The following is a 16,452-nucleotide window of genomic DNA, read 5'->3' as shown; positions in this document are numbered from 1 at the left end:
CCAGTAATCGGAAATGATTCATTTCCTTATAAAACGACAAAAGACCGCATTCAGCCTACTTGTTGCGTCTAATTTTTGTTATTGCAAAAATACCAAACAAAATCCAACTAATCCATGTTAGTACCATCATCAAACGAGTGGTGAATGATGTTACGTATTTAATGTTTACTCGGTTGTTACCCTTCTTAGCTGAAACGATAACAGCACCCAGTTTAGTTGTCTTCACATTCTTAACGGTTCCATTCACCGTTACTTCTGTTTGGGCATACTTAACCAATGGAACTTGAATTTCTTGAGCCTTCTTTAGCTTGAACTTGATACTCAATGATCCATCTTTTCTTACAACGTGTTTGAAATGAATCTTCTTATTGTGATTCTTTTCGATGTATTCCTTGTAATACAATTCGTATGGATTCAATTTTTCGTATTCATCATGTCCCTTGATTTGTTTGTAAGAAGGAACATAATCCGGAGTAGCCTTGATAATATCCTCTAGCAAGTTAGATAGTTTGTGGCTTTGGGTGTCCTTTTGAATTGTTCTATGGTGTTTTCTCATGTAGTAGTAAATTGAGTTATCGTTCTTGTTGTTTTTGTGACGCTTAGTATTTAAGGCCACATAGTTTACGCTACGTTGGTGAATGGCATAAAAATCCAATCCAGCACTACCAACGATTAATAATAAGATAGTTACTACCACGGCATAGTTACTCTTATGAGTATTGTTTCTAATTTCATAAGTTAAAATTCGACCGAAAGTTACCAATAAACATACAAACGCAATTACCAAGAAACGTTTTGGAAATTGGAGTGTGTAAGATAACTGTGGAATAAGATATTGAAGAACTCCCCATGGGAAGTGGCTCCATGAAATAACTAAGAAGAAAAATCCAGTGAATGCTGTTGTCTTAGTTAAGATATCAACTTGTTTGAATCTTCTAATAACAAAGTATAATACAAAAATAAATAGAATAAACTCAGTCGGTTTCATAATGTTCACTAATGATTGAACATTAAAGTTGTATCCGTAGGTACGAACATGTGGAACTGGGTATACCGGAAGTAAGTGGTTGGTAGCAGAAATGTAGATTAGGTTGTACCAAACGTTAATGGTTAATACCATTGTAATCAACGCAGCGTAAATAGTATGTAGTAGCATACGGACACGTTGCTTCTTATCAACCGCCTTAATCATTCCAACGACGAAGAATGGAATAATTCCGATGGCGGTAATCATGGCACTCATCAAGTGAGTTTGCACCAATAGACTCATTACGAATGCAAAGCCAACAAATGAAACGTCATTTTTTCTGACCATTTGAGTGGCGTAAATCATGACGAATGGCACGATCATTGCCCCTACCCCGGTAAATTGTTGAGCAGTGACCCATTGCATTACCAATGATGAGTACATGTAAATGAATCCCATGAAGATTGCTGGGTACTTGTCGACGTTGTTAACACGACATAGCTTGTACATTCCAAGTGCTGAAACAATTAGCACGATTAAATCAGTTAGAATTTCGAACTTAAACCAGGTTCCAGCTAATAGTAGTAGAAAACCACCAGCATATGCTGCCACTGGTCCATACAAGGTACTTAGCATTCTACCAGTACCTAAGAAACCATAGTTAGTTTGGAAATAACTAATCTTATGGGTCTTTAGTTGCATTGCGGCATCGTAGAAACGGTTAAAGTGAAATAGTGAATCTGATCCCAAAAATGTTTGTTTCTTAATTAGTGGAATCGCAACGACTAATAACGCTAAAACTAAAAAGATAATAAATGGTGTTAACCATTTTAAAAACTGCTTTAATTTTTCCATCATTAATTCTCCTCATTATTCAGCTACGCTAGTTCCATTGGCGTAGTTAAGTTTGAATCCTTCTTGAATATTTTTAATGTAAATATTAAACGAAATTGCGTTGCTACCAACTGACTTGGCACGCATAATCACACCAGATGCTAAAAGATTGTTCTTCTTAAAGACCGGTTTGATTTGATATCTAACGTAGTGGTGATGATTACTACGTAGATAGTATGCAACCTTGTTTTCAAACGTACTCATTGCAGGATCATTTAATGAACGCGTTCCTGTCATCAGATTACGCAAGTTGTTGTTTTGACCTGTAAACTGATAGCCGATTAGATGGCTACGGTTATATAACCATGTGCCACCGTCTTTCTTATTGTGCCAACCCGTTGGATCAACATATAAAGGTTCTCTTTTAACCTTTGGCATCAATGAATAGTTTAACATTGCATTCGCAGTGGTTGAACGATTGAGCTTATCCAAACTACCATATCTTGCCCATGCCCCATGTTTTAATGACATTTCGGACTTGGTAAACGCTGGATTATTACCATTTATAATCACAATTTGATTCTTGGCAATCTTAGTCTTACCACTGTGACTAACTGCTTGTTTATGTATCTTTCTGGCCGTTTTGGCTGTAACCTTGGTAACGACGGTGCGGTGAGCACTTTCATCTTTGGCCAAAGTAAGACCACGTGATTGCGCCTGACTTAAGGTAACACGATAAACTTGGCGTGCCCGCTTTAGTCCCCAATCATTTCGGTTGTAGTAGTATCTTTTACCAGTTCTTGTAACATATACGTAGGTTTGTGCATTGACCGTCTGTCCAGAAACTGAAAAACACATTAAAAGTACAGTTATCAATGACAAGAAAACTAAGAACTTTTTCAACTTTTATCACTCCGTTTTAATCTTATACATTAATAATAATACATATTAATATAATATTCACTGAAAATTAAAGAAAAGTAAAAAAGCCTCCCGCTTTTGGGAAGCTTTTTTTATTTATTATTTGTAGTAAAGAGTAACTGTTGGGTTGCTTGCATCAATTGCAGTTGTATCAACACCTACGAATTGAAGTGAACCGGCACCACTAGTTGATAGTTTTGATTGATCAATACTTAGTAAGTTGCGGTTAGTCAAGATTGACTTAACGGCATCAGCATTGATGCTTTGACCATTTAATACTAGTTTTTGGTTCAATAAATCTTGACCAGCTTCGTTTAGCGTAGTTACTAAATCAGCTGAAGGAGTCAAAAGTGAACCAGTGTCCTTTTGCTTGATGGCAATTGTTAAACGAGTGGCTGGAACAGCGTTTAAGTTGATGATGGCAGTTCCACCGTTAACAATCGGACCGTCAGTATTGATGGCATTAGCATCAGTAGTGATTTGGTAGTTACTTGGGATAAACTTAGCGATTGAATCAGGAGTTACGACAGGAGTGCCGTTTACTGATAAATCTGATAAGTTCACAATCTTAGTGCTTACAAAGTTGCCATTGTATTTGAATACTAGGTTGTAAGTACTTGGAGTTGGTGTGGTAGTTGTTGGGTTAGATTGAGTTTGTTTTTTATCAGTTGGTGTCTTAGCAGGATTCTTCTTAGAAGTCTTCTTGGTATCCTTCTTAGCATTACGAGAAGTAGTGCTACCGCTGTAAATCCAACCGTTAACACTCTTCTTCTTGGCGTCTTGAACGTAGTAGTATAACCAACCACGTGTGTTGTATACAGCTGATTCAACAACGAAATCATCGTTGATGTATGAAGCCTTCTTGTGGCTAACAACACGAGCGTTGTAACGACTGAACTTAGGGTAAGTCCATAGCTTATCTAGAATTTTAACGTTGACGTTGCTTGGGTTAGCACCATATCTTAATGTTTTCGTAGCTGAAATTCCAGTGTTTTTAGTGATGTTATCAAGGTTGTATTGGAAATCGTTCTTACCAACGTAGATCCAGCCACGGTACTTGCCACCCAGAGTGACAACGTGAGCGTAGTATAAACCGGTGTTAGTCTTAGCCATTCCATATACATGAAAGACGTTTTCAGGTAGTTTTGATTTAGCTAAACGACGCATTGTTGTCTTGTTGGCAACAACCTTAGCATTACCCAACTTACCTGGTTTGTTCATGATGCTAACTACCCCGTTTGATTTAGCATATGCAGCGTTTTCTGCAAAGTGAACTTTGTAATATGTGACAGTAACTTTAGTTTGTTTTTTTGTGTGCTTCCCTTTTTTTACCTTTTTGGCAACACGCTTAGTAGTGACGTGCTTCTTGGCATTAGCAGTAGTTGTGTTAACTGCAGCTAATGAACCTAATGCAAAAAGAGTTAGTCCAGCATAGACTGTCTTCTTTAAAAATGATTGCATTTTGATTCCTCCAATAATTTTATAATCTAGATTATAACACATTTTAACTTTTTAACTATTTCATTAACAAATTGTCGTGTTTTATTAAATAATTTTAAAGTTAGTGCCATACTTTAGACATTTACTCCAAAAAATATTAAAGTAAAAGAAAAAGATTAGTGGAGGTATTGCCAATGGCAGAAACATTTAGTTCGAATAATCCAAGTACCCACCTTTTGGCTCAACTTAGATTAAGGAACTATTTTGCTAGTTATTTAAAGCAAATTGTCGCTAAAAGATTTAGCGACGACGAGAAATACCCACAATTCGAACAACTTCTAAATAAACAAAATAACTTTGAGGTTGTTAACTACCTACTAATCGTAACAGACAAATATCGCAATCATGCTGATTTATTAAACGTATTAATTGATATCATGCAAGGAGACTGATATTGTCTCATTCGCAATTAAGCTACGAACTCTTCTACTATTTTATATAGATATTTGAAGGGAGTGATTTATTTGCGTCAGTTATATAGAGGACTTACATTGGATGCCAAGTTTGAGCAAGCCAATCTTCATCTCCGTCGCAAGCTACGTCAAAAAATCCAAAATAAGCTTATCAAATATGTCGGAGATAAACATTATTACCTCTGCAATAAGGCACTAGATAAAATCTACTGCGCCAACGATATGCACTACATGCTAGCAATCATTACTAGTTCACGGCCGAAACCGTTGGAATATATTATCAAATGTGTAAATAATATGGATGCCCGCAGATATCATCGTTGGTCGCAAGAAGCGTTTGGCTTTTGGTATCCATAATAAAAAAGACGCTATCGTTTGGATAGCGTCTTTTTTTCTATTCGAATTTATTTCGATAGTTTATATAATTTTTTTCAAATGGTTGTTACATATTTTTACAAAAACATATATAATCTAAAACAATAAGTTTTTAATTGTAGACGAGAGGATTGATGTACATGATTTCTTTTTCATACCAAGCTTTTGTAACCGTAGTTAGTGAAGAGAGCTTTCACCACGCAGCTCAAAAGCTAGAAGTAACACCTTCTGCAATTTCTCATTCAATCGATAAACTAGAAAAACAACTTGGTTTCTCACTACTTATCCGTGATAGATCAGGAGTTAAGTTAACCGAAGATGGAAAAGATGTTCTTCCTATCATTCAAGATATCTTAAATAACGAAGAGCGTCTTCAACAAGAAGCCAATAAAATCAAAGGACTAACCTCCGGAACAGTTAGATTAGGTGCTTTTAGTAGTGTCTGCATCAACTGGTTGCCAACCATTATACATAACTTTCATAGTCAATTTCCAAACGTCAAAGTTGAGCTGATTCAAAGTGATTTCAATGACATTACCTTACAAGCGCGACAAGGTAAAATCGATCTTGGTTTCACCTGTCAGCCAATTAACGAAAGATTAGTAAAGGCACTATTGGTAAAGGACAAGATTTACTGCATCACCCCTAAGGACTTCGTTCCAGCCAATGGTAAATCAATCACCAAGAAGGACGTTGAAAACCAACACTTCATCCTCCAAAAATCAGATTATGATGGTGATACCAAGGCGGTGTTAGATCAATACAACGTTGCCCCTAACTCAATTCAATTCAGTATCGATGACCAATCAATCATTGCGATGGTTGAATCAGGACTTGGTATGGGGATCCTACCTAAGCTAGCATTCCAAAGAATTAACGGTGACGTTTCACTATACCCATTTGATGATGATTTCTACCGTTCAATCTTTATGGTAATGAACTCGGTTCAAATGAAAACCCCTGCCGCTCAAAAGATGGTGTCATGCATTCGTGAATTTATCGAATCAAACTATCCAGATGGATACCTAAAATAAAAAGCCGTGTTGCTTAATGCAACACGACTTTTTTATTACTTAGCTGAAGTGTTAGTCTTAATTCGTTTATCGAATAAAACTTGGTTAGTGGTATCAACAATCTTGGCTGCCACTGGTTCTTGGTATAAGCTACCGTCCTTGTCACGGAATAGGTTTAATTCCGCTAGACGTTGCATAGCAGGCATTACCTTATCAGCACTTAGGTCACCTTCGACATAGTTAAAACCTAGGTTTTTGTTCTTACCGTTTTCGCTCTTGAATGTTAATTCTAGTTTTTTCATTAATTTATCCTCCAATTAAAATTAGCCCACATACTTGTTTTCTTGTACTAGTCTTGCATCATCAACTTTAGCACCGGTTAATTCGGCAACGATTGCGATTAGTTGAGCCATTTGTTCAGGTGATACTTCTTGAATTGCATTGGCAATGTTGCGTTTTCTCATAACATTGTCGCTCCCTAAAGTAGTAACTGTAATCTTTGACTTATCCCATTGCTTTTCCATTATTATTTACCTCTTTTTCCAATTTTCATAAGTGATTAGCGCCAACCCTTACACTATTAATAACGTATTGAAATGTAAAAGTGTTACCCCAGTTTGTAAAATTCTTCTTGGACGCCTTTCTTCCATTGATAGACCGTCTTTCGACTGACGTGATACTTTCTGGCGATGTCGGTTACCGTCATCGACTCGTTGTAAGCACAGCATAAAAACTTCCTTTGGTTAGTGGTGCAGTGCAGCCATAGTTGGTTTAACAAATCGATGCCGTCGATCTCATCGTGTGGGAAGAAACCATCACCATCAATTTCTGTTTCAACACTGATAACGTTGTCGTTGGTGCGTTGCTGCTTTCTTAAAATATCTAGCAGGTGCCAATAGACCGCCTGAAATAAATACCCGCAGACCCTATCGTCATCTAGTTCATCATTGTATTGACTGTACTTGGTAGCTAGATGGATAAAGCCCTCCTGCTTTAGGTCATCGAATTGTGGGTTATCCACTCTGATGTTTAGTCTTTTTAATACTCCATAGACAATGCCTACGTGGTTTTGCTTCATCAAGAATTCAAAACCGGCATCTAAATTATTCATCTTAATCAATCCTTTTGCGTATTGATCAAGGGCCCTTGAACGATTAAAAAGATAACAGTGATTGGTAAAAAAGACACCGCGTCTTTTTTGCTTGAATACTGCAAAATCTTACACTTTCAATATAAAAAATAGTAGAATGAAAATAATCAATCTAGGAGGTTGTGTCATGGAATGGAAAGTAAAAACATTTGATGAAATCACACGTGATGAACTATGGGCCATCTACTACGCCCGTGTTCAAACCTTTGTGGTGGAACAAAAACGTCCTTACCAAGAGGTCGACGATGTCGACAAAAAAGCACTACATATCTGGGCTGAAGAAGATGGGCAACTACTAGCCTATGCCAGAGTCTTTCACGGAGAAGACCACACTTCATTTGGCAGAGTGCTTACCACCCCTGCCGCACGCGGCAAAGGATTGGGCAAGCAATTAATTGAACGCGTATTAAAGGAAATCGATGAACACTTCGATCATCCAAGAGTTGAAATCGATTCCCAAGATGACAAAGAAGGCTTTTATGCCAAGTTTGGTTTCAAATCAGTCGGTGATGTTTACGAGTTCCACCAAACTCCACACATTAAAATGATTTTGAACAAATAAAAAATGCATGCAGACAATTTTTATCTACATGCATTTTTTAGTGCATAAATTCCTTGATTTTATTCATATCAATTACACTGGATTCTTCTAGCTTCTTCAAGTTAAACTCAACCGGATTCAAATGGACCCGAGGATCGTTAACCATAAATTCGAATCCCAACTGGAAATCTTTCTTAGAAATATCGTTGTGGGAAATGTCATTGTGTTCATGTTTAGCAATCGAGAAGGCCTCGGCAATGATGCGATTCAACTGTTCATCATCACTACTGCGTTTGATTGAAATCGTAACGATATAGTCGTTTGAAATCGGCCGCCATCTCGTCAATCCTTCCCTAAACAAATCTAGGTTCACACTGTGCGCTAACTCCTCACCGTGTAGCGTCATATAGATGCGGTTTAACTTAATGAACCCACTGGTGTTTAGTTTCTCATCCAAGAAGTAGATGAAAACTCCCTGACCATTAACCGATGAACGATCGACTCTGATTCTCATTGGGGGCTGGCGGCGATTCAAATATAGCGCAATGTATGCGGTGATAAAGGTTCCAATCGCGCTAGCTAGTTCAAAGATGTCGTTCCAACTTAGTGGTTCTAAATGCATTCAAACATCCCCTTTCCTTCATGAATTTAGTGTTTAAACTCATTTGATTTGATTAATAAAATCATAACATTTTTTATTTATGATTGTATTGATTACGAAATTCTTTGTATTATAATTATCAAAAATAAAACAACGAGGAGCATTTTTAATGAATAACCAAGCATTCAAAAAAGGCATTCTAATTTACGGTGGTGTCATGTTGGTCCTTTTCACATTATTTAACACCTTCGTTTTCCCCATCCTATTAGATGAGAGTATCATTTAGTCTAGCCTCCTTCTACCACGGTCTATTACCAGTCGTCATGTTTTTCCTTTACTATACAATCGCTTCACTTTTTAAAAATAAAATTGTGAACATCATCGTTTTCACTTTTTATGTTTTATCAGCAACTGATCATTTATCTTCCACCATTTTAGGACTATTATCCGGATTATACTTGGTTGCTTTTATTAACTTCTTAGCATTCTCGTTATATATCTGGTTAGCCTTCCAATTCACAATGGCGGTCAACGACATTATCAATCGCATTGATCATGATAACTACTTTCAATCATGGCTCCAAAGTATTTCAAAATTCTTTTTTGAAAACAAAACCCTCATCATCAGTATTATTATCTTCTATGTCTTTAATATTCTTACTAATAATCCATAATAAAAAAGCAGCCACATTACGTGGTTGCTTTTTTGATTAATCGATTGGTGTGGTTGATTTCAATACTTCGGATCTCCAAAGTACGACTAGATATCCATAGCCACTGCTATCAAATGATAGGCTTTCAAATTCACGGTTAGTACCAAAGGTAGTGTAGTGAACGTCTTGTGGTTGGATGTTGTCATTTCTTACTTCATCTACCGGAATGGAAATAATCATATCGTTTGATAGTAAGTATAAACGGTTGTTATTGCGGTTGTAAGTGACACCTTGGTTAAAGCTTCCTGGCCACTTGATTAGTCCCTTCACTGGAGTGAATTGAATTCCGCTTTCGTTCATTGTCCCGTGGAATAGAGTGTAGGCACCTTTCATCTTCTTAGGACCGCCACGAACACCAAAGTATGCATTACCATCGTTATCGAATGTCAAAGTATGAATAGCGTAGTAATGACCCTTGTTGTTTAGTTTGAAACGGTAAACGTGAACCGGGTTCATGTTTTCTGCATCCATTTCAGTTACTTGGTTGTAGAAGTCATCTCCAACGACTCCTAGCTTATCGTCTTGAGCCAAGTAAACGTGGTTATTGCTTGGATTATATGACAATGTTTGACCGTGACCAATGTTGGTAACCGGACTGATTGTTAGAAGTTTTGATAAGTCAAAGTACTTGCTAAACAAGTCATTGCGTTGACCAATGCGGTTGATTTCGCGGTTATTGTGACCAATCTTGGCATTCCATGCACTAATTTGCTTGTTGTCCTTAGCGATTAACTTAGCTTGTGCCTTCTTGACACGGTTGTAAGTCTTGAACGCCTTAGGAGCCAGCTTACTCATGTTTTTCTTTTGAGCGTTTAACTTCTTGTAAGTCTTGTTAAGCTTTACAATTTGTTTCTTAATCGCTCTAGTCTTGACGTGTTGCTTCTTTAATTTCTTAACAGTCTTACGGTTGGTCTTGATATTTTTAGCTAACTTCTTCTTGGCTTGCTTAGTAGCTTTGTTAAAGGTCTTTTGATTCTTCTTAACCTTTGCATTTGCGGTAGCAATTACCTTTTTCATCTTACTAATCTTAGTTTGAATGTTTCTATTATCTTTTCTGTAGACGTCAGTATTAACGATGAAATCTGACAATCTCTTGCTGTGGTCACTTCCATAAGCGGAATTTCTGTTAAAGAAGTTAAAGACTTTGGCCAAGATGTTTTGTTGAGTAGCGTCATCAATTCCCAACTTATCTAATGCATCAAGTCTAATTTTTACGATTGCACCCTTGTTGGTGTTGGTTCCAGCAGATTCAACAAAGTAGATACTATCGTTAGCGATGATTCCACCTTGGTAGTTTCCATGTTCTTCTGGACTAACGTGGAATCCTTCTGGTAAGAACCACTTAGTCTTAAAGGTGGTTGCACCTGTATTGATTGAATCAATTGATGTGTAGTTACTTGGAACACTCATGTTACGAACGTGCGTGTAATTCCCCCATGTTGGCGTAATCTTAGGTAGCTGCGCGTCGATAATATGGTAGTTAGTGTTGTTATCGACATAGGCATTTTCGCTGGTGGTAGTTGCAATTCCATCGGTGTTGATAGAATCACTGATGGTCTTGTTGTCGTTGAACTTATCACCAGTCTTTTGTGTCCCCTCGTTTGGCTTTGCTGCATCCCCATCGATTGATTCTGGATCTTTGTCATCAATGACGTTTGAGCTATTATTGGCATCTGCGGATACCTTAATTCCAAAGTCAATTGAAGGTAACGAAATTAACATTGCAATAATTGTCAAAAGTAAGAATAGATTTCTTAACTTTTTCATGTCAAAAATCGCCCCTCTCAAATTTATTCACTGTTTCTATTTAACCCCTTTACAAGCCGTTTTGCAATAAAATAATCGCTAAATAATACACTGATAATTTAAAAACATTTCTAACATGATATAATGTAAATTAATATTGTATAAATGAAAAGGACGTTTTTAATGGCATACCAAAATCGCAATAATCGTTCCAACTATAACGACGTCGACGTCGAAGTTGGCCAACAATTTAAAATGACCATCAAAAGAATGGGCATTAACGGTGAAGGAATCGGTTTTTATGAACACAAATTAGTGTTTGTTACCGGTGCTTTTACCGATGAAAAAGTCGTTGCTGAAGTAACTAAGGTCTACCCTAATTACATCAAGGCAAAGGCCGTCAAAATTAACCGTGTCTCACAAGATCGCGTTGAACCTCGTGATAGTTATGCCGGAAGTGTTGGTGGATTCGAACTTGAATCACTTTCATATCCCGCACAACTTCGTTTCAAACGTGATTTAATCAAGCAAGCACTAGAAAAGTTCCAACCACAAGGTTACAAGAACTTCAAAATCCGTTCTACTATGGGAATGGAAGATCCTTACGAATACCGTAACAAAGCTCAATTCCCAGTTCGTATGAAGGATGGCAAGGTGATTGCCGGACTATTTAAGGAAGGAACTCACGACCTAGTCGACCTTCCAGAATGTTCAGTGCAATACCCTGCTACCATGAAAGTAATGAGAAAGATTGTTGAATTCATCCAAGAACTAGAAATTCCCGTCTTTGACGAATCCAACAATTCTGGAATCATAAAAACCGTAATCGTCCGTGCTGCTTTAAACACCGACGATGTTCAAGTGGTATTTGTTACCAACACTCCTAAATTCGTTAAAAAAGGTTTCATGCTAAAAAAGATCATGATTGAGTTACCAGAAGTAACTTCCGTTATGCAAAACATCAATCCTGGTGACTCCCCTCTTATCTGGGGTGACAAGACAGTACACCTAGCTGGTAAGGATACCATCGTTGAAAAGATTAAGGGACTAAGTTTCGAACTATCAGCTCGTGCTTTCCTACAATTGAATTCAATCATGCTTCCTCGTCTATATGAAGTTGCCATCTCCGCACTAGAACTTACCGGAAACGAAAAAATCGTTGATGCTTACTCTGGTGTTGGTACCATCGGTTTACCTTTGGCCAAGCATGCAGAAGAAATCCGTGGAATGGATATCATCCCAGAAGCCGTTGAAGATGCTAACCATAACGCCATCATCAACAAGATTAGAAACGCATACTACGAAGTTGGTAAGGCCGAAGACCTACTACCAGAATGGTTAGAAGAAGGTTTCAAACCGGACGCCATCATCGTCGATCCACCACGTACTGGTCTAGACGATAAATTAATTGATTCTATTTTAAAGAGTGCGCCAGAAAAATTCGTATATGTATCATGTAATCCTTCAACAATGGCTGCTGACTTAGTCCAACTAACTCGCAAGTACAAAGTGGACTTCATCCAGCCAATCGACATGATGCCACAAACACCACGTTGTGAAGCGGTCGTTAAATTTACTAGAAAATAATCGATAGAAAGTAGGTATTCAAATGAATAACTTCCCTAAACCACCAGATTTCAAGCAAAACTTCGTCTTCATGATTAAGCGCGATGATCGCATCAAGTTTGGTCGTTTTGGATTTTCAATTCTATCATTCTTGTTGCATTGGATTCCTTCCATCTTGCGTTCTGACTACTACAACACCGCTTGTATCGTCGGTGTTGATGCTTGTATCTACATGGCTGTGCACATGTTCTTACAGCTAGTTTTAAACGTTGACCCTAGCAATGCCACAAACATTACCTATTTTGTAGGTGCTGTTATTTGGGGATTGGGTTACAACACTATGTATATAAAACGCTTAGTGAATAAAGGATTCAAACCAATTGATGTTGATTCTCAAAACGTTTTAAAACAACATCGCATTGACTGTGAACTAACTGACATGACTCCAGATGAAATTAATCATCAAGGACCAACACTTTAAAAAGAAAATGCCCAAGAATTATTCTTGGGCCTTTTTTATTTTAGATTTTTTATTAGTATTATTTGCTAATCTTTAAGTCTAAATCATCACCAATGTGTTCGGTGTAATTAAAGCCAGCTTCATTGAAGTATTTCTTTAATTCATCATTCACATTTTTTAGTGGACGTCGATCTTCTTTTTGTTGAAATACTTTGATATCATATGCTGAATTATCTGAGTCAACGTTTTCGAAATTGTATTCCACATCCACTGTGTTTAGAATTTGTTGAATTAATTGTCTTTCTGTCATAATTATCCTCCCAATAATACTTCACTATTTATTGTAAAACTAATTTAGACTTTTGTTAAAAAATCATGTAAAAATCTTTCTTAAGATTTTCTTTACTCAAATTTAACTCTCACTGCGTTATAATAATTGTAACTACATAAAAAGGAGTATCCGATATGAATTTTTTCTTAAATTCTAGCTTTAATGCCAAAAACTCCGGGATTGAACATGCCCAGTTAAAACGCGCAAAACTATTCGAAAAATTCGGCGAAGACTACCGCCTAGTCTTTCGTGAATGGAACCCACTGCTACACTTCCATTTAAACAATAACGGAATTGCAGATAAATATATCCTAAGCATTTTCGATTATTTCCAAAAAGCTACCGATGTACAAAAAAAGACAATCCGTCCAAAAGACATCAACTTTGGTGTCTCTAATCTAAGATATGAAGAAGAAAAAGATCACAACCGTGTGATTGTCTACAGCAAGAACCAAATCGTCGCTCGTATCAACCTATTCGATAAGGACGTTACCAACGATCAAATCGTGAAGTCCGTCGAACTATTCGATGGATTTGCCAACCTTTACCGTGTTGATTTCTACGACTACCGCGGTTTTCTATCAATGGCTCAATGGTATACTCCTGACAACAAGATTGCGACTGAAACTTGGTACACTCCTGAAGGTCGTCCCGCTATCGAAGACTACTTCAGACTAAACGCCCAAGGTAAAATGGAAAAATCTGGTTTTAAGACTATCGACGAAAACGGCACTGTCCGTACTCACAACAACATTGTGGGATTACTTCAAGAATTTCTTGAAGACGTCAACGTTGAATTCATGGACCAAGACCATCCAAACATCTATGTAATGGATCGTTCTGATTACTTTGAAGAAATCCTGGAAAACTTGAGTTCTCCTACCTACACCGTCTTGCATCTACATAACTCACATGCCGGTGACGCTCAAGAACCAGATACTTCAATCATGAACAACAACTATGAATACTCACTAACCGACGCTAACAGATACGACGCAATTGTTTCTGCTACCGAAAAACAAACTATAGATGTTAAACGTCGTTTCGACCCAGATATCGACATGTTTACCATCCCCGTTGGTGTGATTAAAAATGAAGACCTACAAGGTCAACGCATTCCAATGAAGGACCGTAAGAAACATAGTATCGTAGTAACTGCCAGAGTCGCTCCTGAAAAACAAATCAACAAAATTATCGACGCAATGGGAATGGCCAAAAAAGAAGTTCCTGACATCAACATGGATGTCTACGGATATGTTGACCACTCCAACGACGATATCGCTATGAAGCGCATTAACGCCTCATTAGACGAATACGATTTAAAGGATGCTGTTCACCTACACAGCTACACCAATGACGTTACTGGTGTGCAAAGAAACGCCCAACTATACGCCCTTGCTTCTGTCATGGAAGGTTTCAACCTTGCTTTAATGGAAGCCCAAGCTCAAGGTGATGTTGGTGTTACTTTTGATACCAACTACGGTCCAAACGAATTAATCGTCGATAACGAAAATGGTTACGTCGTTGATTACGACGACACCAAGGCCCTATCAGATAGAATGGTCAAACTATTTACCGATGATGAATTACTACAAAAGATGTCAAATCAAGCTTATGAATTATCAAACCGTTTCTCAGAAGACAGCGTTTGGGCAGATTGGAAACAACTAATCGATTCTGCTAAGAAGACTTGGCAAGACAAACTAAAGACATACCACTTCGACATCAAAAAGGGTCTAAGTGATATGGAACACACTGAGGAGGCCTAATCATGAGCAAGAAATTTTTATTCGTGAATGAAAACATTTTTACATTCAATTCGGGAACTGAATTTTCAGCCATGAACCGAATCAAACTGTTTAAACAAAATAACGTTGATGCCAAGATTGTTACCAGAAATTACAACCCTTCGTTGCATCAAGAAATTCAAAAATACGGTATCGCAGATGACGATATCATTAATATGTACGACTATTTCCAAGGTGAAATAGGTCCTAAAAAACATCATGAATACCTAAGATATTCCAACCTTGTCGACACGCATGAATACAAGATTAACGGTGTCGACAACAACAAGTCATACATCGAAAAATTAGGTCAACGTGTGGCCAAGGTTTCCATCTTCCCTCTTACTGTTGGTGAAATCGGAAACGTCGATTACTACGACAACTTCGGTAACGTCTCCAGTCGAGACGTCTTTGACTATCGTGGTTTCAGATCAAAGACCATCTACATGCATCCGGATGGCAACATTGGACACGAACTAGTTTTAAACAAGGCTGGTAATCCGGTTATGGAAATCACCCACATGAACATTGGTGACCAACTAATGCCTACCATGTACAAGTTGTTAAACTACAAAGGTAAAACATTACGTTTCAATACCGAAGATGAACTATACACATTCTTCTTAAATGAAATCTCAGATAAGGACACCGTCATTATCAATGACCGTCCTTCATTAACGGTTGCCGTTGGTGAAGTTAAGACTACCAAGCATAAGTACCAAATCATGCATAACGAACATACTGAAGACCCAGTACAAGCTGGTAATTCTAAGGCGAAGTTGTTTGACAACTTAACCCCACTATTTGATAACTACCAAAACAGTTACGAAGGTGTCATCACCCCTACTGAAGCGCAAAAGAAGGACTTAGCAAAACGTTATCCAAAGATGAACTTCTACAGCATCTTTGATGCCGCCATCTTTGAAATGCATAAGCCTGCTTCAGACGTAACCAACCATGAAATCACTTATATGGGTCGTGTCTTTAGAGATAAGAACGTTGCCGAATTAATCTCAATCATCCCTGCCGTTAAGCAAACCATTCCAGATGTCCACCTAACCATGATGGGATACTTCGAATCAGCTCAATTTAAGAATGAATTAGACGAAATTATCAAACAACTAGACGTTGTCGACAACGTTTCAATGATTGATTACAAGACCGGTCAAGATAAGCAAAACGTCTTAGAAAATACCCGTGTCCTAGTCCAATCATCCAAGGGTGAAGGATTAAGTATGGCACTAATCGAAGGTCTAGCTTACGGAATTCCTGAAGTTGCCTACGATGTTAACTACGGTCCAAACGAAATTATCGACAACGATAAGAATGGATCATTAGTTGAATCAGGTGACCTAGGTAAGTTTGCTAGCCAAGTCATCGATATCCTAGCTAACGATCAAAAACACAAGCAACAAAGTGAACACGCCATTGAAAAGGCTGATAAGTTTAGCGCAGACAATGTCATGAAACAATGGAATCAATTCTTTGAAACCATCTAAACCAAATAAAAAAAGCCCCTATCTATTCGATAGGG

The 16,452-nt window shown here is 37.7% G+C and carries 18 protein-coding genes; 9 read left to right on the top strand and 9 right to left on the bottom strand.

Annotated features, from left to right (window positions below; genetic code table 11):
- Positions 1–55 precede the first annotated feature (55 nt).
- The 3 genes from RZ55_RS01155 to RZ55_RS01145 all read right to left on the bottom strand — a co-directional run bounded on the left by RZ55_RS01155 (position 56) and on the right by RZ55_RS01145 (position 4,183).
- Positions 56–1,825, bottom strand: a complete 1,770-nt coding sequence (locus RZ55_RS01155) for a hypothetical protein (RefSeq protein ID WP_171823244.1) — start codon at positions 1,823–1,825, stop codon at positions 56–58.
- A 12-nt stretch (positions 1,826–1,837) separates the two neighbouring features.
- Positions 1,838–2,704, bottom strand: a complete 867-nt coding sequence (locus tag RZ55_RS01150; protein WP_237757098.1) for a DNA/RNA non-specific endonuclease — start codon at positions 2,702–2,704, stop codon at positions 1,838–1,840.
- Positions 2,705–2,821: 117 nt separating this feature from the next.
- Positions 2,822–4,183: a hypothetical protein gene (locus tag RZ55_RS01145; protein WP_057175548.1), complete on the bottom strand. Its 1,362-nt coding sequence runs from the start codon at positions 4,181–4,183 to the stop codon at positions 2,822–2,824.
- A 173-nt stretch (positions 4,184–4,356) separates the two neighbouring features.
- Here RZ55_RS01145 and RZ55_RS01140 point away from each other — a divergent pair, with 173 nt between their 5' ends.
- The 3 genes from RZ55_RS01140 (at position 4,357) to RZ55_RS01130 (ending at position 6,044) form a co-directional block, all read left to right on the top strand.
- The gene (locus tag RZ55_RS01140; protein WP_053792430.1) at positions 4,357–4,614 is read left to right on the top strand and encodes a hypothetical protein; all 258 of its coding nucleotides are present in this window, start codon (positions 4,357–4,359) and stop codon (positions 4,612–4,614) included.
- Positions 4,615–4,713: 99 nt separating this feature from the next.
- Complete coding sequence (locus RZ55_RS01135) at positions 4,714–4,992, top strand: hypothetical protein (protein WP_143444171.1); 279 nt, start codon at positions 4,714–4,716, stop codon at positions 4,990–4,992.
- Positions 4,993–5,150: 158 nt separating this feature from the next.
- Entirely contained in the window at positions 5,151–6,044 is an 894-nt protein-coding gene (locus RZ55_RS01130) for a LysR family transcriptional regulator (RefSeq protein WP_034531417.1), read from the top strand.
- A 35-nt stretch (positions 6,045–6,079) separates the two neighbouring features.
- Here RZ55_RS01130 and RZ55_RS01125 read toward each other — a convergent pair whose 3' ends face one another.
- From RZ55_RS01125 to RZ55_RS01115, 3 genes are all read right to left on the bottom strand, one after another.
- Positions 6,080–6,325 carry a DUF2922 domain-containing protein gene (locus RZ55_RS01125; protein ID WP_034531405.1) on the bottom strand — a complete coding sequence of 82 codons (246 nt, stop codon included), beginning with the start codon at positions 6,323–6,325 and terminating at the stop codon, positions 6,080–6,082.
- Positions 6,326–6,346: 21 nt separating this feature from the next.
- Positions 6,347–6,547, bottom strand: a complete 201-nt coding sequence (locus tag RZ55_RS01120; RefSeq protein WP_057175546.1) for a hypothetical protein — start codon at positions 6,545–6,547, stop codon at positions 6,347–6,349.
- 83 nt (positions 6,548–6,630) lie between these two features.
- Positions 6,631–7,134, bottom strand: coding sequence for a sigma-70 family RNA polymerase sigma factor (locus RZ55_RS01115; protein ID WP_057175545.1), 504 nt, complete (start codon positions 7,132–7,134; stop codon positions 6,631–6,633).
- 166 nt (positions 7,135–7,300) lie between these two features.
- On the opposite strand from RZ55_RS01115, the gene RZ55_RS01110 reads away from it, so the two are divergent.
- Complete coding sequence (locus RZ55_RS01110) at positions 7,301–7,735, top strand: GNAT family N-acetyltransferase (protein ID WP_034531399.1); 435 nt, start codon at positions 7,301–7,303, stop codon at positions 7,733–7,735.
- A gap of 37 nt (positions 7,736–7,772) precedes the next feature.
- Here RZ55_RS01110 and RZ55_RS01105 read toward each other — a convergent pair whose 3' ends face one another.
- Positions 7,773–8,336, bottom strand: a complete 564-nt coding sequence (locus RZ55_RS01105) for a hypothetical protein (RefSeq protein WP_034531397.1) — start codon at positions 8,334–8,336, stop codon at positions 7,773–7,775.
- Positions 8,337–8,686: 350 nt separating this feature from the next.
- Between RZ55_RS01105 and RZ55_RS07230 the strand changes: the two genes are divergently transcribed.
- Positions 8,687–8,989, top strand: coding sequence for a hypothetical protein (locus RZ55_RS07230; protein WP_143444169.1), 303 nt, complete (start codon positions 8,687–8,689; stop codon positions 8,987–8,989).
- A gap of 36 nt (positions 8,990–9,025) precedes the next feature.
- Here the strand turns inward: RZ55_RS07230 and RZ55_RS01100 are convergent, their stop codons facing one another.
- Positions 9,026–10,795, bottom strand: a complete 1,770-nt coding sequence (locus RZ55_RS01100; protein ID WP_057175543.1) for a hypothetical protein — start codon at positions 10,793–10,795, stop codon at positions 9,026–9,028.
- Between the two features lie 162 nt (positions 10,796–10,957).
- On the opposite strand from RZ55_RS01100, the gene rlmD reads away from it, so the two are divergent.
- Positions 10,958–12,361 carry a 23S rRNA (uracil(1939)-C(5))-methyltransferase RlmD gene (rlmD, locus tag RZ55_RS01095; protein ID WP_143444167.1) on the top strand — a complete coding sequence of 468 codons (1,404 nt, stop codon included), beginning with the start codon at positions 10,958–10,960 and terminating at the stop codon, positions 12,359–12,361.
- Between the two features lie 22 nt (positions 12,362–12,383).
- On the top strand, positions 12,384–12,821 hold the full coding sequence (locus tag RZ55_RS01090) for a hypothetical protein (RefSeq protein WP_054482874.1): 438 nt from the start codon (positions 12,384–12,386) through the stop codon (positions 12,819–12,821).
- Positions 12,822–12,879: 58 nt separating this feature from the next.
- On the opposite strand, the gene RZ55_RS01085 is transcribed toward RZ55_RS01090, so the two are convergent.
- The gene (locus RZ55_RS01085) at positions 12,880–13,110 is read right to left on the bottom strand and encodes a hypothetical protein (RefSeq protein WP_034534031.1); all 231 of its coding nucleotides are present in this window, start codon (positions 13,108–13,110) and stop codon (positions 12,880–12,882) included.
- Between the two features lie 155 nt (positions 13,111–13,265).
- On the opposite strand from RZ55_RS01085, the gene RZ55_RS01080 reads away from it, so the two are divergent.
- On the top strand, positions 13,266–14,900 hold the full coding sequence (locus tag RZ55_RS01080; protein ID WP_057175540.1) for a glycosyltransferase: 1,635 nt from the start codon (positions 13,266–13,268) through the stop codon (positions 14,898–14,900).
- 2 nt (positions 14,901–14,902) lie between these two features.
- Complete coding sequence (locus RZ55_RS01075; protein WP_057175538.1) at positions 14,903–16,417, top strand: glycosyltransferase; 1,515 nt, start codon at positions 14,903–14,905, stop codon at positions 16,415–16,417.
- The last annotated feature ends 35 nt before the right edge of the window (positions 16,418–16,452 follow it).

This window comes from Apilactobacillus kunkeei (genome assembly GCF_001421115.1).
In the GTDB taxonomy this organism is placed as follows: domain Bacteria; phylum Bacillota; class Bacilli; order Lactobacillales; family Lactobacillaceae; genus Apilactobacillus; species Apilactobacillus kunkeei_F.
Note: the sequence above shows the minus strand (reverse complement) of the source record. Positions and strands in the feature narration are given on the sequence as shown.